Annotated in this window: 23 protein-coding genes; 20 read left to right on the top strand and 3 right to left on the bottom strand. The window is 56.0% G+C overall.

Translation table 11 applies throughout. The features are described 5' to 3' along the window. The first annotated feature begins 8 nt into the window (after window positions 1–8). The 8 genes from FrondiHNR_RS09685 to rplQ all read left to right on the top strand — a co-directional run bounded on the left by FrondiHNR_RS09685 (window position 9) and on the right by rplQ (window position 4,833). Window positions 9–446 (top strand): PTS sugar transporter subunit IIA, encoded by a 438-nt coding sequence (locus tag FrondiHNR_RS09685; protein WP_279352568.1) that lies wholly within the window; start codon window positions 9–11, stop codon window positions 444–446. Next, window positions 443–1,606 carry a mannitol-1-phosphate 5-dehydrogenase gene (locus FrondiHNR_RS09680; protein ID WP_279352567.1) on the top strand — a complete coding sequence of 388 codons (1,164 nt, stop codon included), beginning with the start codon at window positions 443–445 and terminating at the stop codon, window positions 1,604–1,606. The genes FrondiHNR_RS09685 and FrondiHNR_RS09680 overlap by 4 nt, the downstream gene beginning before the upstream one ends. A gap of 138 nt (window positions 1,607–1,744) precedes the next feature. After that, window positions 1,745–1,966 carry a translation initiation factor IF-1 gene (infA, locus tag FrondiHNR_RS09675; RefSeq protein ID WP_279352566.1) on the top strand — a complete coding sequence of 74 codons (222 nt, stop codon included), beginning with the start codon at window positions 1,745–1,747 and terminating at the stop codon, window positions 1,964–1,966. 89 nt (window positions 1,967–2,055) lie between these two features. Next, the gene (rpmJ, locus tag FrondiHNR_RS09670) at window positions 2,056–2,169 is read left to right on the top strand and encodes a 50S ribosomal protein L36 (RefSeq protein ID WP_090712353.1); all 114 of its coding nucleotides are present in this window, start codon (window positions 2,056–2,058) and stop codon (window positions 2,167–2,169) included. Window positions 2,170–2,326: 157 nt separating this feature from the next. Next, the gene (gene rpsM / locus FrondiHNR_RS09665; RefSeq protein ID WP_279352565.1) at window positions 2,327–2,695 is read left to right on the top strand and encodes a 30S ribosomal protein S13; all 369 of its coding nucleotides are present in this window, start codon (window positions 2,327–2,329) and stop codon (window positions 2,693–2,695) included. Between the two features lie 41 nt (window positions 2,696–2,736). After that, entirely contained in the window at window positions 2,737–3,135 is a 399-nt protein-coding gene (gene rpsK / locus FrondiHNR_RS09660) for a 30S ribosomal protein S11 (RefSeq protein ID WP_279352564.1), read from the top strand. A gap of 129 nt (window positions 3,136–3,264) precedes the next feature. Beyond that, window positions 3,265–4,251 (top strand): DNA-directed RNA polymerase subunit alpha, encoded by a 987-nt coding sequence (locus FrondiHNR_RS09655; protein ID WP_279352563.1) that lies wholly within the window; start codon window positions 3,265–3,267, stop codon window positions 4,249–4,251. Window positions 4,252–4,293: 42 nt separating this feature from the next. Continuing rightward, window positions 4,294–4,833, top strand: coding sequence for a 50S ribosomal protein L17 (gene rplQ / locus FrondiHNR_RS09650; protein ID WP_279352562.1), 540 nt, complete (start codon window positions 4,294–4,296; stop codon window positions 4,831–4,833). Between the two features lie 148 nt (window positions 4,834–4,981). On the opposite strand, the gene FrondiHNR_RS09645 is transcribed toward rplQ, so the two are convergent. Then, a complete protein-coding gene (locus FrondiHNR_RS09645) occupies window positions 4,982–7,006 on the bottom strand; it encodes an acyltransferase family protein (RefSeq protein WP_279354527.1) in 2,025 nt (674 codons plus the stop codon). A gap of 144 nt (window positions 7,007–7,150) precedes the next feature. On the opposite strand from FrondiHNR_RS09645, the gene FrondiHNR_RS09640 reads away from it, so the two are divergent. From FrondiHNR_RS09640 to glmM, 8 genes are all read left to right on the top strand, one after another. Then, window positions 7,151–8,032 (top strand): tRNA pseudouridine synthase A, encoded by an 882-nt coding sequence (locus FrondiHNR_RS09640; protein ID WP_279352561.1) that lies wholly within the window; start codon window positions 7,151–7,153, stop codon window positions 8,030–8,032. Window positions 8,033–8,158: 126 nt separating this feature from the next. Further along, window positions 8,159–9,127 carry an ABC transporter substrate-binding protein gene (locus FrondiHNR_RS09635; protein WP_279352560.1) on the top strand — a complete coding sequence of 323 codons (969 nt, stop codon included), beginning with the start codon at window positions 8,159–8,161 and terminating at the stop codon, window positions 9,125–9,127. Window positions 9,128–9,204: 77 nt separating this feature from the next. Then, window positions 9,205–10,239, top strand: a complete 1,035-nt coding sequence (locus tag FrondiHNR_RS09630; protein ID WP_279352559.1) for an iron chelate uptake ABC transporter family permease subunit — start codon at window positions 9,205–9,207, stop codon at window positions 10,237–10,239. 1 nt (window position 10,240) lies between these two features. Next, entirely contained in the window at window positions 10,241–11,215 is a 975-nt protein-coding gene (locus FrondiHNR_RS09625) for an iron chelate uptake ABC transporter family permease subunit (RefSeq protein ID WP_279352558.1), read from the top strand. After that, window positions 11,212–11,970: an ATP-binding cassette domain-containing protein gene (locus FrondiHNR_RS09620; RefSeq protein WP_279352557.1), complete on the top strand. Its 759-nt coding sequence runs from the start codon at window positions 11,212–11,214 to the stop codon at window positions 11,968–11,970. The genes FrondiHNR_RS09625 and FrondiHNR_RS09620 overlap by 4 nt, the downstream gene beginning before the upstream one ends. 160 nt (window positions 11,971–12,130) lie before the next feature. Continuing rightward, window positions 12,131–12,577 (top strand): 50S ribosomal protein L13, encoded by a 447-nt coding sequence (rplM, locus tag FrondiHNR_RS09615; protein WP_279352556.1) that lies wholly within the window; start codon window positions 12,131–12,133, stop codon window positions 12,575–12,577. Between the two features lie 46 nt (window positions 12,578–12,623). Next, window positions 12,624–13,109: a 30S ribosomal protein S9 gene (rpsI, locus tag FrondiHNR_RS09610; protein WP_279352555.1), complete on the top strand. Its 486-nt coding sequence runs from the start codon at window positions 12,624–12,626 to the stop codon at window positions 13,107–13,109. Between the two features lie 24 nt (window positions 13,110–13,133). Continuing rightward, entirely contained in the window at window positions 13,134–14,480 is a 1,347-nt protein-coding gene (gene glmM, locus FrondiHNR_RS09605; protein WP_279352554.1) for a phosphoglucosamine mutase, read from the top strand. A gap of 22 nt (window positions 14,481–14,502) precedes the next feature. On the opposite strand, the gene FrondiHNR_RS09600 is transcribed toward glmM, so the two are convergent. Together FrondiHNR_RS09600 and coaA are read right to left on the bottom strand one after the other, a co-directional pair. Further along, window positions 14,503–15,078 (bottom strand): hypothetical protein, encoded by a 576-nt coding sequence (locus FrondiHNR_RS09600; RefSeq protein WP_279352553.1) that lies wholly within the window; start codon window positions 15,076–15,078, stop codon window positions 14,503–14,505. 185 nt (window positions 15,079–15,263) lie between these two features. After that, entirely contained in the window at window positions 15,264–16,217 is a 954-nt protein-coding gene (gene coaA / locus FrondiHNR_RS09595; protein WP_279352552.1) for a type I pantothenate kinase, read from the bottom strand. A 33-nt stretch (window positions 16,218–16,250) separates the two neighbouring features. Here coaA and glmS point away from each other — a divergent pair, with 33 nt between their 5' ends. From glmS to tsaE, 4 genes are all read left to right on the top strand, one after another. Then, window positions 16,251–18,101, top strand: a complete 1,851-nt coding sequence (glmS, locus tag FrondiHNR_RS09590; RefSeq protein WP_279352551.1) for a glutamine--fructose-6-phosphate transaminase (isomerizing) — start codon at window positions 16,251–16,253, stop codon at window positions 18,099–18,101. A gap of 123 nt (window positions 18,102–18,224) precedes the next feature. Beyond that, window positions 18,225–18,584, top strand: a complete 360-nt coding sequence (locus FrondiHNR_RS09585; protein ID WP_279352550.1) for a holo-ACP synthase — start codon at window positions 18,225–18,227, stop codon at window positions 18,582–18,584. Further along, the gene (gene alr / locus FrondiHNR_RS09580) at window positions 18,581–19,705 is read left to right on the top strand and encodes an alanine racemase (protein ID WP_279352549.1); all 1,125 of its coding nucleotides are present in this window, start codon (window positions 18,581–18,583) and stop codon (window positions 19,703–19,705) included. The genes FrondiHNR_RS09585 and alr overlap by 4 nt, the downstream gene beginning before the upstream one ends. A 3-nt stretch (window positions 19,706–19,708) precedes the next feature. After that, entirely contained in the window at window positions 19,709–20,188 is a 480-nt protein-coding gene (gene tsaE, locus FrondiHNR_RS09575; protein WP_279352548.1) for a tRNA (adenosine(37)-N6)-threonylcarbamoyltransferase complex ATPase subunit type 1 TsaE, read from the top strand. Window positions 20,189–20,195 lie beyond the last annotated feature (7 nt).

Genomic DNA, 20,195 nt, shown 5'->3' with positions numbered 1-20,195 from the left:
AGTAAATAGTGTCTTCGGATATTCTTAATACGCGTGTCATCCGTGTGCCGGGAACGGCGACAACACGAGATGAGGCCATTCGTGAGGTCGGTAACATTTTGGTGGAATCAGGCGCGGTACTTCCGGCCTATGTGGACGCCATGTTCGACAGAGAGGCTTCGGTCTCGACCTATATGGGTAACTTCCTCGCCATTCCACACGGAACAAACGAGGCAAAAGAAACTATTGTTCGTTCGGGACTCTCTGTTATTCGGTATGAAAAACCGATCGACTGGGACGGCCACGAGGTTCGGTTTGTGGTTGGTATCGCCGGGATCGGCGATGAGCATCTCGAGATTCTCTCGAAGATCGCTATCGTCTTCTCGGACGAGACCGATGTGCAAAAACTTATTGATGCCGCCGACAGCGCAGAGATTTTTGCACTCCTTGAGGATGTGAACGAGTGAAACAAGCTCTCCACTTTGGTGCGGGAAATATCGGGCGCGGCTTTGTTGGTTTCCTTCTGAGCCGCGCCGGTTATGAGCTGACGTTTGCCGATGTGAATGCCGAGTTGATCGATCAGCTTGCTAACGCCACGGGTTACACGGTTCACGAGGTGGGCGAAAACTCGCAGACGCATGAGATCACCGGGTTTCACGCCCTCAACAGCGCCACTCATGAGGCAGAGGTTGCGGATGCGATCGCTCACTCCGACGTGGTGACAACTGCGGTGGGGCCGAACATCTTGCGTTTTGTGGCTCCAACCATCAAAGCCGGTCTTCAGAGGCGAGCGGTGGATGCTTCACCACTCGTTGTAATGGCCTGTGAAAATGCAATTGGGGCAACGGACATTCTGCGTGATCACCTTCGCGATATCTCCACCCCCGAGGAGTGGCAGGAATTGTCTGCGCGTGCGATTTTTGCCAACACGGCAGTGGATCGTATCGTTCCGGGACAGGCAGTCGATGCCGGTCTTGACGTGACGGTGGAATCTTATTTTGAGTGGGCGATTGAGGCCGCGCCGTTCCAAGGTGATACCCTGGAGATTCCAGGTGTGACCTGGGTGCCCGACCTGAAACCCTATATTGAGCGTAAGCTCTTTACGGTTAACACCGGCCACGCAACCACCGCATACTACGGCTTTGTCGCGGGATACTCGGGACTTGCCGAGGCTCTGCTCGACCCGGAGATCCGGGCCCGTGTTTACTCTGTACTGCAGGAGACCAAGGCCCTTATTGTCGCAAAACACGATTTTGATCCTGCGGTGCAGGAGGAGTATCTACAAAAGATTCTCACGCGTTTTGCGAACCCGCACCTGGTGGATACCGTGGGGCGTGTGGGGCGTCAGCCGCTGCGTAAGGTCTCACGTCACGAACGCTTTATCGGCCCCGCTGCGGAGCTTGCTGAACGTGGGATTGCGACCGAATCGCTTGTGGATGCCGTGGGAGCACTGCTTCGTTTTGACGTTGCGGACGATCCCGAGAGTGTTGAATTACGGGCGCTCCTCGATTCGGTCCGGGACGGACGCGGTGCCGATGAGGTAACCGAACAAATCACGGGGCTTGCGTCAAATCATCCGCTATTTGCCGCGGTTCGTGATCGGGTTGCGGCGGTAGCGGCCGGATAGAGGCCCAAGGGGGCCCTCGCAAAAGTAGACAAGGCGGAGTCTTACGGGGTAAGATAGCTCGTTGGTGCTTTGTCTATTTAGGTGGGGGCACCATACGCATGACCAGTATTCATCATTAACTTGAGCGACAGTGAGGCTATGGCCAAAAAAGAGGGCGTCATCGAGATGGAGGGCCAGGTTGTTGAGGCTCTGCCCAACGCCACGTTCCGTGTTGAACTTACGAACGGGCACACCATACTCGCGCATATTTCGGGCAAAATGCGTCAGCACTACATCCGTATTCTCCCCGAGGATCGGGTGATTGTAGAGTTGACCCCGTACGATCTCAGCCGTGGTCGTATCGTTTATCGATACAAGTAGACACACGCAACTCAAGCTAAAGTAAGAATGCTGTAAGTAACGGCCCGTGGCATTCCGCGGGCACGAGGACAGCGAAACAAGGATAAAAAATGAAGGTTAATCCCAGCGTCAAGAAAATTTGTGACAAATGTAAGGTGATCCGTCGTAACGGACGTGTCATGGTTATCTGTGATAACCCTCGCCACAAACAGCGCCAGGGCTAGCAAACGGAGTGTGAACCTGTTCACACATCCCACAATTGAATAGAGAAAACCAAGCAACATCAGAACCCGCTCTTGTGTGTGCGGGGGACACCCTCGGTTGGAGGCTGGGGCACAGGTGTTGTGACATACCTCCACTCACTATTGAGGAGAAGCCACTATGGCACGTCTAGCAGGCGTTGACATTCCGCGCGAAAAACGCGTGGAAATTGCACTCACTTACGTGTACGGGGTAGGGCGCGCAAGCGCTCTCAAAACCCTTGCCGACACCAAAATCGACAAAGACACTCGCGTTAAAGACCTAACCGATGAGCAGCTTGTTGCCCTCCGTGACTACATTGAGAGTCACTTCAAGGTTGAAGGTGACCTGCGTCGTGAAGTTGCAGCGGACATCCGCCGTAAGGTCGAGATCGGTAGCTACGAGGGACTTCGTCACCGTCGTGGTTTGCCCGTTCGCGGACAACGCACCAAAACCAACGCACGCACCCGTAAGGGACCAAAGCGTACGGTAGCCGGTAAGAAGAAGTAGTTAGCCAGCGGGCTAAAAGCCAATAAGTTTTAGGAGAAAACATGGCAACACCACAGGCGGCTACTCGTAAGCCGCGTCGCAAAGACAAAAAGAACATTGCAGCCGGACAGGCTCACATTAAGTCCACCTTCAACAACACCATTGTTTCAATTACCGACACAAACGGTGCGGTGGTGAGTTGGGCCTCCTCGGGCGGAGTTGGTTTTAAAGGGTCGCGTAAGTCGACTCCTTTTGCCGCTCAGCTCGCAGCGGAGTCCGCAGCTCGCCAGGCTCAGGAACACGGCATGAAGAAGGTTGACGTTTTTGTTAAGGGTCCCGGTTCGGGCCGTGAAACCGCGATTCGTTCGTTGCAGGCGGCGGGTCTTGAGGTTGGTTCAATCACCGATGTCACCCCGCAGGCACACAACGGTTGCCGCCCGCCTAAGCGTCGCCGAGTCTAAAAGAGTCGCTCTTATACCTCACTACGTTTGTGCGCCGAACCCGAGTTGTGGATTCGGCGCACTACATAACTTAACATCAACGCTAACGCAGGAGTCATATAGCGGACTCCTGGCCGAAAGGACATAACAGTGCTCATTGCACAGCGACCCACTCTGACTGAAGATAACATTTCGGAGTTCCGCTCACGTTTTGTGATCGAACCCCTTGAGCCTGGTTTTGGTTACACCCTGGGGAACTCTCTCCGTCGCACACTGCTGTCATCGATTCCCGGTGCAGCGGCCACTAGCGTCCGTTTTGAAGGTGTCTCCCACGAGTTCACCACCATCCCCGGTGTCGCGGAGGATGTGACCGAGATAATCCTCAATATTAAAGGCCTGGTCGTGTCTAGTGAACACGATGAGCCCATCACCGCATATCTCCGTAAAACCGGAGCCGGTGAGGTAACTGCGGCCGACATCTCAGCCCCCGCGGGTGTTGAGGTGCACAACCCTGAGCTTGTTATTGCAACTTTGAACGACAAGGCTCAGTTCGAACTCGAGCTCACCATTGAGCGTGGTCGTGGCTACGTTTCGGCGACTCAAAACCGTAACGAGGAGGCCGAGGTTGGTCGAATCCCGATCGACTCGATCTACTCGCCAGTGCTTAAAGTTACCTACCGTGTGGAGGCAACCCGTGCCGGTGAGCGTACTGACTTCGATCGTCTAGTTGTTGATGTCGAGACGAAACCAGCTATTACCCCTCGCGACGCCATCGCGTCTGCCGGTAGCACCCTGGTTGAGTTGTTCGGTCTCGCCCGCGAGCTGAACACCGCCGCAGAAGGTGTTGAGATTGGTCCCGCGCCGGTTGACGCGGTTCTCAGCAACGAGTTGGCAATTCCGATTGAAGATCTTGATCTTTCTGTTCGTAGCTACAACTGCCTCAAGCGCGAGGGTATTAATACGGTCAGCGAATTGGTTGCCCTCTCCGAGGCGCAGCTCATGAACATTCGTAACTTTGGTCAAAAGTCGGTGTTTGAGGTTCGCGATAAGCTGGTTGACCTTGGGCTGTCGCTCAAAGATGCGGTACCCGGTTTTGACGGTGCACAGTTCTATAGCTACGACGAAGAGTCCAACTAGTTCTAATAACTTTTACCCCTTTTATCCCAGAGAGAAACTAAAATGCCTAGACCAACAAAGGGACCCCGCCTCGGTGGTGGACCAGCGCACGAGCGCTTGATGCTTGCGAATCTTGCTACCGCACTATTCACCCACAAGAGCATCGAAACCACTGAGACCAAGGCTAAGCGCCTGAAGCCCTACGCTGAGCGTCTTATTACCTTCGCAAAGCGTGGGGATCTACACGCACGCCGTCGTGTTCTGCGTACGATTACAGATAGAGGCGTTGTTCACGAACTCTTTACCGAGATCGCACCGCAGATGGCGGAACGTGAGGGTGGTTACACACGAGTTATTAAAACCCGTTTCCGCAAGGGTGATAATGCTTCTATGGCGGTTATCGAGCTCGTTCTTGAGCCGGTTAATGCCAAACCCAAGAAGTCCAAGCCAGCAGCTGAAAAGGTTGAGGAAGCTCAGGTAGTTGAGGAGCCTGTAGCTGATGAGGCTCCAGCCGAGGAGACCGCCGCTGAGGAAGCTGCTCCCGCTGGGGAGTCTGCAGCCGCTGAAGAGGCACAGACTAACGAGGCAAACGAAGCCAAGTAGTGTATTGACCCCATCGTGGTCGTGTAATTGCCCCGAATCGCCGAGTGTGGTTCGGGGCAATTGCTGTTTAACGCTCGGATTTTATGGCGGAGACTTTGCTCTACGGCCCCGGTGCGTCCTGTTTGGGGTATTCAACGAGTTCAGAGGCTCAGCGTATCCCAAAGGGATTATCCGGGGGAGATTCCTGCCTATCCACCAGCTTCTGCAGCGCGAGTCTTACCGCGCCGGCGTATAACTCTCCGCCCTCCTGTCCCGGATGTATTTGATCCCCCGCAAGCGTATTGGTGTGCGCGGCAATGATATTGTGCCACTGACCGAGCTCGACGTTATTGTAGCGGGTAGTAAACGCGGCGAGAGCGTCGTTAACCCCGGGAATCCACTGTCGTGGAGCGTAGGCGGTCATGAGAATGATGAGCCTACCCGCCGCTATCGAGTGGAGCTCTTCCAGGGAAGAGTCTTTAATGGGGCCGTTCGTCCCGAGACCAATAACCACAACCTCACGTAGCTGGCCAGATTCCGCCAGTGTTTGAGCGATGCTCACTCCGGCGTCGAGGCCTCGGGAAACCGTTGCATCGATTGTGATCCCGGGAAACATGCTCTGTAATTCGGGAGCGCTTGCGAGCATTACCGAATCACCGATGGCTGTGATTTGTGTCCCCGGGGGGAGAGGATTGGGCTTTGCAATGGAGGGGGGAGTGGTTTGTTGCGGGTGTTGCGGGTGTTGAGGGGCACCGGGGGCGTCAGAGGAGGAGGGGGCCGTTCCCTCGGGGGTGGGGCTTTCCTTCGGGGGGACACCCTCTTTGTGGGTCGGGCCTGATTCTTTCAGGACTTTTTCGCCTCGAAGAATGTTTGCTGTGGCTGAGTTTGTGCTGCTGCTCACCGTGATTGCTGCTGTGCTCCCCACGATGCCTGCGAGAAACACGGTGGCTAGTATGGTGCTTGTGAGAAAGCGCATTCTGCTCTGGGAGACAGAGTTGAGTGCGGCCCGGAGGCTCCCGCGCAGTCCGAGGCGACGTGCGGGTTGCTCAAGGAATCGATAGGAAAGGTGCGCAAGAATAACCGTGAGGATAAGCGTGAGAATACCGATGATCCAGGGGTTTGTTCCGCGGGGCTGCAGCATAGCGTTAATGAGCACAAACAGCGGCCAGTGCCAGAGATAGAGTCCGTAGGATCTTTCCCCCACGTATCGTAGCGGTGCAACATCAAGCATCCGTCCGAGTGAAGTAACGGGGTTGACCGCGGCCCAGATAAGGCCTGCGCTAGCCAGGCTGACAATGAGGAGCCCACCCTCGTAGGTGAATCCTCCCTCTTCTTGTAGCCACACGGCGCTGGCAATAAGCACAGAACCACTCAGGAGGGCCATCCCCCAGACGAGTAGGGGTGAGGCAGTACGAATCTCTGTTGGGGAGAGATGAGCTGAGGCTGTGTTGCCGTGGTAGGGGCTGAGAATGAGCGCGAGTCCAGCACCAATAAAAAGGCCAAAACTGTGGGTGTCGGAGCCAAAATATACGCGGGTGGGGTCGAGATCCGAGGTGTAGTTTAGAGCCATCAGGAGCGCGGATGTTATTCCCAGCAGCGCCACAATGATAATTCTTGCTCGGTGTTTACGGAGGAGCAGAAGCAGTATGAGGGCAAGAGGCCAGATGATATAGAACTGTTCCTCGACGGCAAGTGACCAGAGGTTTCGAAAAAGCTCGGGGGTGTCTTGTGTGAAGTAGCTTCCGCCGTGAGCGATGTAGATCCAGTTGCTACTAAACGTCGCCGCTCCTACGATTTGGGGCCCCAGATTAACCAGGGTGTCACCGCCCACCAAAAAAGCGATCGCACTGCACACCAGTACAACCAGGGCGAGTGCGGGGAGGAGACGCCTTGCTCGCCGCTGCCAGAAATTGAAAAGAAAGATTTTCCCTTTTTTTGCTTTTTCGCGCAGGAGAAGACTGGTGATAAGAAAGCCGCTGATGACAAAGAAGATGTCGACTCCGATGAATCCCCCGCGCAAAAATCCCGGTGTGAGATGGTAAACAAGCACAAAAATAACCGCGATTGCCCGTAGTCCGTCTAGGCCACTAAAGCGTTGCTGCGGAGAATTTAGAGGGGGAGTCTGAGGGGTCGTGGCATTGGTCGCAGTGGTGTTAGCGGGAAAATCGCTTTCTAAACTGTTCTTGGCAAGGATACGAAAAGACTTCTTCCTGGTTTAATGCTGTAAATACGATCTATAGATGACACTGTGAGGCTCATCGTTGCGGGTTTTGGGTTCTTATAGAATACCGCCCGTGAGCAAAATATCCCACCCGGTGAGTGCGATAAAATCTTTCTCATGCTGACCTCATCCCGGCGCCGTTTTGCGCTGCCTCTCTCGTACGACGGAACAGATTTTATGGGGTGGGCAAAGCAACCGGGACTCCGCACTGTTCAAGGAATGCTCGAAAACGGTCTGGGGATTATTACGAGGCATCCGTTGGATCCCCCCACCCTTACCGTTGCGGGAAGAACAGATGCTGGAGTCCATGCGCGCGGGCAGGTGGCTCACGTTGATCTTGCGGAAGCCCACGTTGAGTCGCTCAGGGATCGCCGAAAGGATGATGCCCATACTACTCCCGCCCAGCACCTGCGCTCCCGCCTGAACGGGGTCTTGGGCGTGAGCGGTATGGACGTTCGGGTCGGTGAGGTTACCGAGGTTTCTGCGGATTTTGATGCCAGATTTTCCGCGCTGTGGCGGCGATACGAGTATCGCATTGCCGATGATCTTGCCTTTAAGAATCCGCTGCACCGTCAATATACCCTGTGGATAGATCGTGAGCTCGATGTGGAACGGATGAATGCGGCGGCGGGGGTTCTGGTCGGTCTGCACGATTTTGCCTCGTTTTGCAGGCCGCGCCCGGGAGCCACAACAACCCGTACCCTCCTTGACTTTTCTTGGCGACGTGAGGCTGACGGAGTTCTGGCGGCCCTGGTGAGGGCTGACGCCTTTTGTCACTCGATGGTTCGTTCGCTCACGGGAGCCTGTGTTGCTGTCGGTGAGGGAAAACTTGGCCTTTCTGAGCTCATTGAGGTACTGGAGGAGGCAAAACGGGGGAGTCGCTTTGTGGTGAGCCCGGCAAAGGGATTGTCTCTGCAGGAGGTGGCTTATCCGGCTCCAGAGGAGTGGGCTTTGCGCGCGGAGACCACCCGAGCCCGTCGCGATTTCGTGGAAGAATAGTATCAATTGTGCAACGGCGAGATGAAATATACGCAGATTGCTTGCACACTTAGGCAAGCCTACCCTATTGTTGCAAGGGGTTGCCGATAGGAGCAGCTCTCTTTGGTCCTATACGAAAGTACACTGATGCTTATCCGTAAAAATATTCGTTTTGCTGCCGTAATCTTGCTTGCTGGGTTTGCTGTCTCTGTTGCAGGTTGTGCAACCTCCAGTGAGCCCACCACTTCCGCCGCTCAGAGCGTCAACTCAGTAACCGTTGAGACTGCCAACGGTCCTGTAGCGGTTCCGGTTGAACCCAAACGGGTGGTTGCCCTCGATAACACCTCTTTTGAGACGCTTCGTGACTGGGGAATAACCCCCGTGGCGGTTCCGAAGGGACTGCTCCCGGGTGAGGGGTTTGAAGACTGGGTAACAGACGAAAACATTTTGGACATCGGTACTCATCGCGAGCCGCAATTGGAGCTCGTGAGCGAGGCGCAACCCGACCTTATCCTGGGGGGTTATCGTTTTTCCGAGTATCAGGATGATCTGAGTAGCATCGGTCTCACTATTGATATAGCGGCTAGCGAAGACTACTCGGGCGGTTGGATTGAGTCGCTTAAAGCTCAGACCGAGACCCTCGGTACGATTTTTAACAAAGAGAGCGAGGCCGACAAAACTGTGCGAGCGCTAGAGGACGCCGAGAAAGATGCAAGCGCCGCAACCGGAGATCAAACCGTCTTTTTTGCCGTTGTGAGCGGTGGAAAAATTGACAATGGCTCGCAGCGAATTGGTCGCATTATTGAGCCCCTGACGCTTCAGGATGTTTTTGCCGGCGAGGGGGGAGATATTCATGGTGATTCGGGACTCGCGCCGGAAACCATCGCACAGGCCAATCCCGATTGGGTGATCGTTCTTGATCGTGATGCGGCTGTTGGGGAGAGCGGTGTACTCCCCGCCGAGCAGGTGTTTGCCGCGCAGGAAGCCTTGAGAAATACCACCTTCATGACGGAGGATCACATCATCTATCTGGATCCGTATTTCTATACTCGTGAGGGAATACAGGCCTACACGCAGGTTTATCAGCAAATTACGGATGCCTTTAATAACAGCTAGGATTCGCAACTAACCCAGGTAGAGTTTTGCAACTTTATGGTTCAATCTCCCCACCTGAATGACCAGAAAATTTAACTATGGCTGCTAGCCCCTATACTGATCAGGGTCGGCCACGGCACAGCATTGTCACGCGGGGTAACCGAAGGGTCGTCCTCGGGATCACGCTTGTTGTTGTGGTGGCCCTGGTCGTGGTTTCGCTCTTTGTGGGTGGTTACGATATCACCGTTTCTCAGTTACTTCACAACCCCGAGGCCCGAGAAATGTTTTTTATCTCTCGTGTGCCACGGACACTCGCGATTATCTTTGCCGCTGTGGCAATGAGTGTTTCCGGGGTGATCATGCAGCTGATCACCCAGAATCGTTTTGTTGAACCAACCACCGCTGGGACGAGTCAGTGGGCGGGGCTTGGCGTGCTGGTGGCTCTTCTGTTCGTGCCCGGAGCCACCCCTCTGTTTAAGATGATTATCGCCACGGCTTTTGCCTTTTGCGGAACGCTCGTGTTCATATTTTTGCTGCGGCGGGTGGCGGCAAAGGGCGTCGGGCAGGGGTCCATATTGATCCCCCTCGTGGGAATTATGCTGGGGGCCGTGGTGGGGGCAGCAATGACCTTTATCGCGAGCGAAACACAGCTTCTGCAATCAATGTCTGCCTGGAGCTCTGGCGGCTTCTCGGGTGTTGTCCGTGGGTTTTATGAACCGCTCTGGGCGGTTGTGGTGATTGCAGTGCTCGCGTATATTCTTGCCAATCGCTTCACCGCGGCTGGCCTGGGTAAGGCCCTGTCAACCAACCTGGGGATGAACTACGAGCTCACCGTTCTTATTGGTGTAAGCATGGTGGCGCTTGCCACCGGGGTCACCTCGGTGGTGGTGGGATTTATTCCTTTCCTGGGACTGATCGTTCCCAACGCGGTGTCTGTTGTGCTGGGCGACGATATGCGCCGCAACCTGCCCTGGGTGGCAGTGGTGAGTATTGGTCTCATGCTGGTGTGCGACCTCATCGGCCGCGTAGTGGTAGCGCCGATGGAGATACCCGTGTCGGTTATCCTGGGTGCTGTGGGCGCCGTGCTTTTTATCGCCCTGGTTTTGCGTCAGAGAAAGTATCTCAGTGCATAGTGTGGATACGGTGAAGCGTGCGCTTCCGCGACCAAAGCTCAGGCTCGCTATTTTTGCGCTGGTTGCGATTGTTCTGGCGCTCTGCTTTTTGTTGCTATTTGTGCGGGGGTCCTGGAGCTTTGCGATGCCCCGCCGCTTCACCCTGCTGGGGGCCATCACGATCGCGGCCTTTGCGCAGGGGGTGGGAACGGTCATTTTTCATACGGTGACGCATAACCGTATCCTCACACCCTCCATCATCGGATTTGACTCGCTTTACGTCCTCATGCAGACGCTTGCAGTGTTTCTCTTCGGAGGAACCATCATTGCGCAGACAGAGGGTATCCCTAAGCTCGTTGTGCAGACGGTAATGATGGTGTCTTTTGCGGTTATTCTGTACCGCTGGTTGTTCTCGGGAAAGTTTGGCAGCCTCTATCTGCTTCTGCTGGTGGGTGTTGTGCTGGGCATATCCTTTAGCAGCGTGGCGGTTTTCTTACAGAGGCTGCTCTCTCCCACCGAGTATGACCTGCTCTCGGTGAAGCTTTTTGGGCGACTCAGTACGGTAAAGGCCGAGTACCTCCCTCTGGCTTTTGCCGTTTGTGGGGTTGTGGCAATCTTTCTTTGGCTCCGGAGGCGACACCTCGATGTGATCCTCCTGGGTCGGGAGCAGGCGACAAACGTGGGGGTGAACCACAGGGGTGAACTCACTCTCATGCTTATTCTTGTAGCGGTCTTGATCGCCTTCTCGACGGCGCTCGCAGGACCCATGACATTTTTTGGTTTTATCGTTGCGACACTGGCCTACCAGTGTGCCGGTGATTACCGGCATCAATACGTGATGCCCATGGCGTTTCTACTCGGGTTTATCACCCTGGTTGCCGGGCAATTTGTTATGCAGCATATCTTCTATGCTGGCGGTCTTTTTACGATACTCATTGAATTTGTGGGGGGAATACTGTTCCTTGTCCTCCTCTTAAGAAAGAAAGGGCATCTGTGATTACCTTTTCCAACCTCACGAAAAAGTATGTTGAAACGGCGGTTCTGGGCCCCGTTTCCGGCACCATTGAGGAGGGTGGGATTACCTCGCTGATCGGCCCAAACGGTGCCGGAAAGTCCACGCTGATGACCATTATCGGGCGTTTGCTCGAGCCAACGAGCGGCCGGGTCACCGTGGGCTCTCATGATGTACACGTCGCAAAATCACGGGAGCTTGCTAAGCAGCTGTCAATTCTGCGTCAGGAGAACCATATTACGGCTCGGCTTCGGGTGCGTGAACTGGTAACTTTCGGGAGATTTCCGCACTCGCAGGGCCGCCTCACCGCCGAAGATCGCGAGCGTGTTGAGACTGCGCTCGACTTTGTTAATCTCACCTCCCTCGCGGATCGTTTCATCGATCAGCTCTCCGGGGGGCAGCGTCAGCGTGCTTTTGTCGCGATGGTTCTGGCGCAGGACACCAAGTATCTTTTATTAGATGAGCCGCTGAACAACCTGGACATGAAGCACGCTGTTCTCATGATGAGGCACCTGCGACGAGCGGCGGATGAACTCGGAAAAACCATTGTTTTGGTGATTCACGATGTGAATTTTGCGGCTGCGTACTCGGATCGTATTATCGCGCTGCGTGAGGGAAGCATTGCACACGTGGGATCTGTGGCGGAAATTATGTGCGACGATATCCTTAGTGATGTTTTTGACACGCCCGTGCGGGTCCACGATCTTGATGGACAACGAACAGCGGTGTACGCGCGCTAGTGTATGTGATAGGATGGTTTCTTGGTGTCAGCCGGTTTTATCGCGCTGCCCCGAAGTTGAGCCCTCCGATGGCCGGTTTTTACACGCATCCGCGATGTAAAAACTGCGATAGGAGCGGGATTCACGAACATCTCATTTCGACACAGAAAGCAGCACGGTAGTGACTCGCACATTTTCTCCTAAACCCTCAGATCAAAAACCTGAGTGGATCATAATCGACGCCACCGATGTGGTGCTGGGTCGCCTCGCGACACACGCCGCAGCGCTCCTGCGTGGCAAGCACAAGCCCACCTTTGCCCCCCACATGGACATGGGTGACTACGTCATTATTATTAACGCCGACAAGGTCGTTCTCACTCGCAACAAAGCTGAGAAAAAGCGCGCCTACCGTCACTCGGGATACCCGGGTGGTCTCCGTTCGGTTTCCTACACGGAACTCCTGGCCAAGAACCCCGAGCGCGCGGTTGAGAAAGCCGTTCGCGGTATGCTCCCCAAGAACTCTCTTGGTGCGGATCAGTTCCGCAAGCTTAAGGTTTATGCCGGTGCGGAACATCCTCACCAGGCGCAGCAGCCTCAGGCATTCACCTTTACGCAGGTCGCGCAGTAGTCGCGAAACTAGAAAACACTCACAAGAATTTTAAGGACTAGATATCGTGGCTACTATTGCAGAACAGCTTGAGGAAGCGGCCGAGAGCTTTACTACCGAAACTCCCGCGGAGGAGGCCCCCCGGGCCGCCCGCCCCGCGCTCAGCGTGCCCGGTGCGGCTGTGGGACGTCGTAAGCGGGCCATTGCTCGTGTGCGTCTCATCCCCGGAACCGGAAAGATCACGGTTAACGGGCGTGAACTCGAAGACTACTTTCCCAATAAGCTACACCAGCAATTGATTAATGATCCCTTCACCCTGCTTGAGCTTGTGGGTGGATACGACGTTATTGCTCGTATCGGAGGAGGGGGGCCCTCGGGCCAGGCGGGTGCGCTTCGCCTCGGAATCGCCCGTGCCCTCAACGAGATCGACCAGGAGAACAACCGTCCTGCACTCAAGAAGGCAGGATTCCTGAGTCGAGATGCTCGTATCAAGGAACGTAAGAAGGCCGGTCTTAAGAAGGCCCGCAAGGCTCCACAGTACTCGAAGCGCTAGCCTCGAGTCGGACCACAGGTACACATGCGTCGCCTCTTTGGCACGGACGGGGTTCGAGGCCTCGCCGGAATTGACGTTACGGCCGACCTAGCGCTCGGGCTTGCTCAGGCAGCAGCTCGGGTGCTGGGTCGCTCAGCCCGTGAGGAGAGCCGTCGGCCGATAGCCGTAATTGCTCGGGACCCCCGGGTATCCGGTGAGTTTATTGCTGCCGCCGTTGCGGCGGGTCTCGCCAGTTCCGGTGTTGATGTGCTCGATGCCGGGGTTATTCCCACGCCAGCCGCTGCGTTCCTTGTGGCCAATGCGCGGGCAGACTTTGGCGTGATGGTTTCTGCGTCACACAACCCGGCCCCCGATAACGGCATCAAGTTTTTTGCCCGTGGCGGGAAGAAGCTCCCCGACGAGGTTGAGGATCTGATTGAGGCCGCGCTAACGGAACCAAAGCTGAGCCCAACCGGACGTGAGGTGGGCAGGATTCGTCGTTTTGCGGACGCTGAGGATCGTTACGTTGTTCACCTCTTGGGAACGCTTTCTGAACGTCTCGATGGAGTTCACGTGGTGTTGGACTGCGCCCACGGTGCGGCCGCCGGAATCTCACCGGATGTTTTTCGCGATGCGGGTGCTCGGGTCACGGTTATCGGCAATAGCCCCGATGGTTTTAATATCAACGACAGTGTTGGCTCAACCCACCTTGAACAGCTTTCCGTCGCTGTGCGTGAGCACGGTGCAGACTTGGGAATCGCCCACGACGGAGACGCCGACCGCTGCCTGGCGATTGATCACGAGGGCAATGTTATCGACGGTGACATGATCATGGTCATCCTGGCTATTTCGATGTCACAGCGCAACCTGCTCAAAGATCACACCCTCGTGACCACGGTGATGAGTAACCTGGGGCTTCGCATCGCGATGGACAACCACGGGATCTCGGTGGTTGAGACCGGTGTTGGTGATCGTTATGTTCTTGAGGCGTTAAACGCGGGAAACTATTCGCTGGGCGGTGAGCAATCGGGCCACGTTATCATCAGTGACCACGCAACAACCGGTGATGGAATACTCACCGGTCTCCAGATCGTTGCAGAAATGGTGCGCACGGGTAAAACACTTAAAGAGCTTGCCTCGGCTATGACGGTCTATCCGCAGGTTCTTGTGAACGTGCGAGGCGTTGATCGTTCTCGGGCATTGAACGATGAGGTTATCGCTCAGGCCGTGACACAGGCGGAGCTTGCTCTCGGGGAGAACGGACGCGTGCTTCTGCGCCCCTCCGGGACCGAGCCTGTGGTACGTGTGATGGTTGAGGCGCGGGAGCAACACACCGCCGCCCAACTGGCTGACGACCTGGCCGACGTGGTTCGTGCGCGCACCGCTCTTTAAGCGTTTTGTGTGGTTGTGGTGCCTAGCGTGCCGCGCCTGCAAGGGTGCCCGTGGTTGGCTCGTCCGCAAATATGATGCACGATATGGTTCGGTCCTGCAGGATTCTCCATCCCTCCGCGGTGGGGGTGTAGTAGGTGTACCAGAACTCTGAATCCGCGTAGGGGAATTCTACAAAAGATTCAAACTCGGCCCAGCACGCCTCATCAGCCTGAGTATCGATCTCATCGTCACCGGGATAGCGAGAACCCTCGAGAATAATGTTTTTGTACACTTCGTAGTCGTGTAGCTGTTCGCAGGGTACTGTGTAGACGCTGGTTACCTCGTCGTCCTCGTTGCTGTCGTAGTACCCTGCGGAGGTGATGGTGTCGTCAATAGAATCGGAGTCTTCGCTCAGGGGTGCGTTGTTGTCGTTAAAGCAGTCGCCTTCCCGCAGATCAAAAACATCTGTCTCGCCCTCCATGGTAGTACCTCCGCGATCATCGCGTTCGTCGGTGCTGTTGGGCAGCGCTACGACGCTGCATGCACTCAGCGATAGTGCGGCTATGAGAGCGGGTATCAGGATAAGTTGGCGTGACTTGACGCGAGGAAGCCGAGGCATGAGGGGACTCCGTTTCAAAAAGGCTTAACTGTGTAAGGATATCGGCAAAACATTATCCTCGCAAAAATTGAGGCGCTGTGGTTTTTGAGTTTTGATTGCCGTATCCGACGCAACCGGTTGCACCTGTTCTATTTCTGGGCTCGCGAGCCCATCCTCTAAACCACCCGAGGCTTTGCGATTGTGTGCTAGAGCTTGCGCAGCAAGACCTTCTGCACGGTGTGGTCTCTGTCTTTGCGAAGCACAAGCGTGGCCCTCTGGCGGGTGGTCCTTACGTTTTCAATGAGGTTGGGTTCGTTAATGTTTTTCCAGTACTCCATGGCCAGCGCGCGGGCCTGGTCTTCCGTGAGGTCGGCAAAGCGTCGGAAATACGAGTGGGGATCGGTGAAAGCGCCTTTTTGGAGGGCAAGAAAGCGTTCTTCGTACCAGCTGGCTATATCGCTTGTGCGGGCATCCACATAGATCGAGAAGTCAAAGAGGTCACTCACCGCGAGGGGATGGTCAGTGGTTGCGGGCTGAAGCACATTGAGCCCCTCCACAATGAGGATGTCGGGCCGACGCACCGTTATCTGGGCGTTTGGCACGATGTCATAGGTGAGATGTGAGTAGAAGGGGGCATGAACCTCCGCGGCACCGCTTTTCACCTGGCTGACAAAGGTGAGGAGTGCCCGGCGATTATACGATTCGGGGAAACCTTTGCGATGAGCGATTCCGCGACGTTCAAGTTCTGCGTTGGTGTAGAGGAAACCGTCGGTGGTGATGAGTTCCACGCGAGGGGTGTCTTCCCAGCGGGCGAGAAGCTCTCGAAGCAGACGGGCGATGGTGGATTTCCCCACCGCAACGGAGCCCGCAATGCCGATAACAAAGGGGGAAGGCTGAGAATTTTCCCCCAAAAAACTGTTTGCCCTACTCGTGAGTTGGCGATTACCAGCGGCAAAGATATTGATCAGACGGCTCAGGGGGCGGTAGACCTCGTTAACCTCAGTAATATCAAGGGGATCGCCCAGTCCACGCAGCTGAACAATCTCGGTTTCTGTGAGGGGGAGGGGGGTTGAGGGTGCGAGAACTGCCCACTTGCGGCGGTCAATTTCGGTAAAGGGATTGGCCAGATCTGCCCGTGTTCCGCGTATTAAATCAGTCATAGGTAATTAATAGTGCCACTAAAATAGGAAGCTATGTGTGGAATTGTGGGATATGTAGGATCAAACAACACTCTCGACGTGCTTATGGGCGGTCTCAAGAGACTTGAGTATCGTGGTTACGACTCTGCGGGTGTTGCCGTGGTGACCGACGGGGGAGCTATCGACTCGCGCAAGCGCGCAGGGAAGCTGGCTGTTCTTGCAGAAAACCTTGAGGCTGAACCTCTCGCCGCGGGTAACACGGGAATCGGCCACACACGCTGGGCCACCCACGGTGGTCCCACCGATGCAAACGCTCACCCCCACCTGGCCGATGAGGGTAGGTTGGCCCTGATCCACAATGGGATTGTCGAAAACTTTGTAGAACTGCGAAACGAATTGCTTACCGCCGGATACACGCTCGAGAGCGAGACCGACACCGAGGTGGTGGCCGCGACGCTGGGTCGAGTGTACCGTGAAGTGGGAGATCTGCGCGAGGCGTTTCGTCGGGTGGTGGGGCGGCTCGAAGGAACATTCACGCTCCTCGCCGTGCACAGCGAGGAGCCGGGGGTGATTGTTGCTGCGAGACACAATTCTCCTCTGGTTATCGGGTTGGGTAACGGGGAAAACTTTCTAGGCTCCGATGTTGCCGCTTTTGTTGAGTACACCAGGCGAGCGGTGGCCATTAACGAGAACAATATCGCAGTAATCACGTCAGACTCGGTTGTGGTCACAGATTTCAACGGGGAGCCCGCTAACGTTCAACCCTTTGAGGTTGAGTGGGACGCCGCGTCGGCCGACAAAGGCGGTTGGTCAAGCTTTATGGCCAAGGAAATCGCTGACCAGCCGGAGGCAATCGCCAACACGCTTCGCGGTCGTATCGGCGATGGAACCGTGAGTATCCCCGAGCTGGAGGGCCTGGGGGATGAAGCCCTGCGCGCCATCGACCGGATCGTTATTGTGGCGTGTGGAACGGCTGCCTATGCGGCATCCGTGGCTAAATACGCGATTGAGCAGTGGTCACGGATACCCGTGGCGGTTGAGCTCAGTCACGAGTTTCGCTACATGAACCCTGTGCTGAGCGAGCGTACCCTGCTGATTTCGGTGAGCCAATCGGGCGAGACCATGGACACTCTCATGGCGGTTAAATATGCTCGTGAGCGCGGCGTAAAAACGCTTTCGGTGTGCAACACCCAGAGCGCGACCATTCCTCGAGAATCAGACGGTGTTATCTACACTCATGCGGGGCCGGAGGTTGCGGTTGCCTCAACCAAGGCTTTTGTGGCCCAGATCGTAGCGCTTTATCTCTTTGGACTGCATCTGGCTCGTGTTCGCAGCTCGCTGTCCACCGCGGAGCTTGCAAACATCACCACCCAGCTGTCCGAGGTGCCGGAGAAACTCTCCGAGGTGCTTGAGGTGGGAGGGAGTATCCACAACCTGGCCCACTGGATGGCGGATACCCGTTCCGTGCTCTTCCTGGGGCGTCACGTGGGATACCCCATAGCCCTCGAGGGTGCGCTAAAGCTCAAGGAAATCTCGTACATTCACGCGGAGGGATTTGCCGCCGGTGAGCTTAAGCACGGTCCGATAGCGTTAATTGAGCCGGGACAGCCCGTGTTTGTGCTCGTCCCAAGCCCGAGGGATGACTCAACGATGCACTCGAAGGTGGTGTCGAACATCCAGGAGATTCGTGCGCGCGGTGCCCGAGTCATCGCGATTGCAGAGAAGGGTGATGCGGCGGTTCTACCGTTTGCCGACGAGGTTATTCCCGTTCCCCTTGCTGAGCCATTGATCCAGCCGCTACTGTCGGTTGTCCCACTGCAACTCTTTGCTCTGGAACTCTCGACGGCCAAGGGCCTGGATGTTGATCAACCCCGCAATCTGGCAAAATCAGTAACGGTTGAGTAGAAACGATTGGTAGGGCCTCTTGGCTGAAGACGCGGTGTGAGTTCTCTCGTACAGTAGTCTTGCGTCATGAAGTAGTTTTGTATGGGCGGCTGCGCGAGAGCGCACCCTGTAGTGTGGAGAAGAATGATCGTAGGCATCGGGGTGGACACCGTGGAGATCGAACGCTTTGAGCGTTCACTTGCGCGTACTCCGGCGCTCCTGAACCGTCTTTTTAGCGAGGGAGAAAGAGGCCTCCCGCCCGCCTCCCGTGCCGCTCGCTTTGCGGCAAAAGAGGCTCTGATAAAGGCCCTGGGGGGAGACAGGGATCTTTCGTGGCGCGATCTGATTGTCCCAAAAACTAACGAGAGTCGTCCCGAATTTGAGAGAACAGCCGCGCTGGAACGGATTCTTGCTCACCTATCTATTACCCGGGTGCATCTCTCCCTCACCCACGACGCGGGAGTGGCCACGGCCTTTGTTGTGCTTGAGGGAGGCAATGGATGAGTTCCACGAGCCTGCGTCGTGCGATTATTAGCCGTGACGCGATCCGTCATAACGTTGCCACCCTGCGGAGTATAATCCCGGGCCGCGAGGTAATGGCAGTCGTGAAGGCCGACGCTTATGGTCACGGTGCCATCGAGAGCGCTCGCGCCGCCGTTGACGGGGGCGCTACCTGGTTGGGGGTAGCCGATGTCGACGAGGCTATGGAACTCCGTGAGGCCGGCATACAGGAACCAATTCTCTGCTGGATACACGGACCTTACACCGATTTTTCTGTTGCGTTAACACACAAAATCGATCTGGGTGTGAGCTCTCTCGCGCAGCTTGAAACGATTGCTGAGGCGTCTCGGGGTCGTGCGGATAACCTGGCTCCTCTGGGGGTTCACCTGAAGTTTGACACGGGACTCGGAAGAAACGGCTTTGCCCCGGGTGATGCGCTCGCGGGTATTGTCCGAGCCCGCGAGCTGGAAGCTGACGGCGACATCAGGATTCGGGGTCTGTTTAGTCATCTCTCTAACGCTTCCCGTCGAGAGGACAGGGAAGCCATCGACAAGCTTGCACTCATCGTTGAACTCGCGGCTCAGCACGGTGTTGCACCCCGGCTCACCCACATAGCGGCATCGGCAGCCACCCTCAGGTACCCGGAACTTCCCTTTAGCATGGTTCGCATCGGCCTGATGATTTATGGCCTCTCTCCGCTGCCCGAGTTCACCCCGGCTGACATCGGATTAAAACCCGCGATGAGGCTGGAGAGCACCGTTTTGAGTGTGCGTCGAGTGCCCGGTGGTTCCGGGGTATCCTACGACTACACCTACACGACGTCTCAGGAGACCACCCTGGTGCTTGTCGGGATGGGCTATGCCGACGGGATTCCGCGGTCAGCTTCAAACTCTGCCTGCGTGTCTCTTGGGGGTAAAAACTTCCGTATCTCAGGCCGCGTAGCGATGGATCAATTTGTTGTTGATGTAGGTGACACAAACGTCTCCGTGGGGGACCCCGTGATTCTTTTTGGAGATCCGCTCGCACAGATTCCCAGTGTAGAAGATTTTGCTGAGGCCAGCGGCACCATCAACTACGAAATAATAACCCGGCTCGGTCGTCGAGTTGAACGGATCTACACATAACCCATGAGCGTTATTACCGTGAGTGACCCCGAACAGATGCATCATCTCGGGCTGAAACTGGGAGCGCTTCTGCGCGTGGGAGACCTCCTGGAACTGACCGGACCGCTGGGGGCTGGCAAGACAACCCTCACCCGGGGAATCGGTGAAGGCTTAGGGATTCGGGGACCCGTTACGAGTCCAACTTTTGTTCTTGCTCGCACCCACCCCTCGCTCGTGGGCGGGCCACCCCTTGTGCATGTGGACGCCTATCGGCTCTCGAACGCGGTGGAGCTTGACGACCTGGACATCGACTTTGCCCGCTCGGTTGTGATCGTGGAGTGGGGCGCGGGCATGCTTGAGGGGATATCCGAATCGCTTCTGCGCGTGGTTATTGAGAGGCCGAATAGCGCGGGAGGCGATGACGAACCCGAGGAAATCATTGAGCCGCGCCGGGTAACCCTCACTGCCCTGGGACCGCGCTGGGCCGGAGGCCTCAGCCTCTAGCGGTACT

Source organism: Lysinibacter sp. HNR (assembly GCF_029760935.1).
Taxonomy (GTDB): Bacteria; Actinomycetota; Actinomycetes; order Actinomycetales; family Microbacteriaceae; genus HNR.
This window is presented reverse-complemented; position numbering and strand designations above follow the sequence as displayed.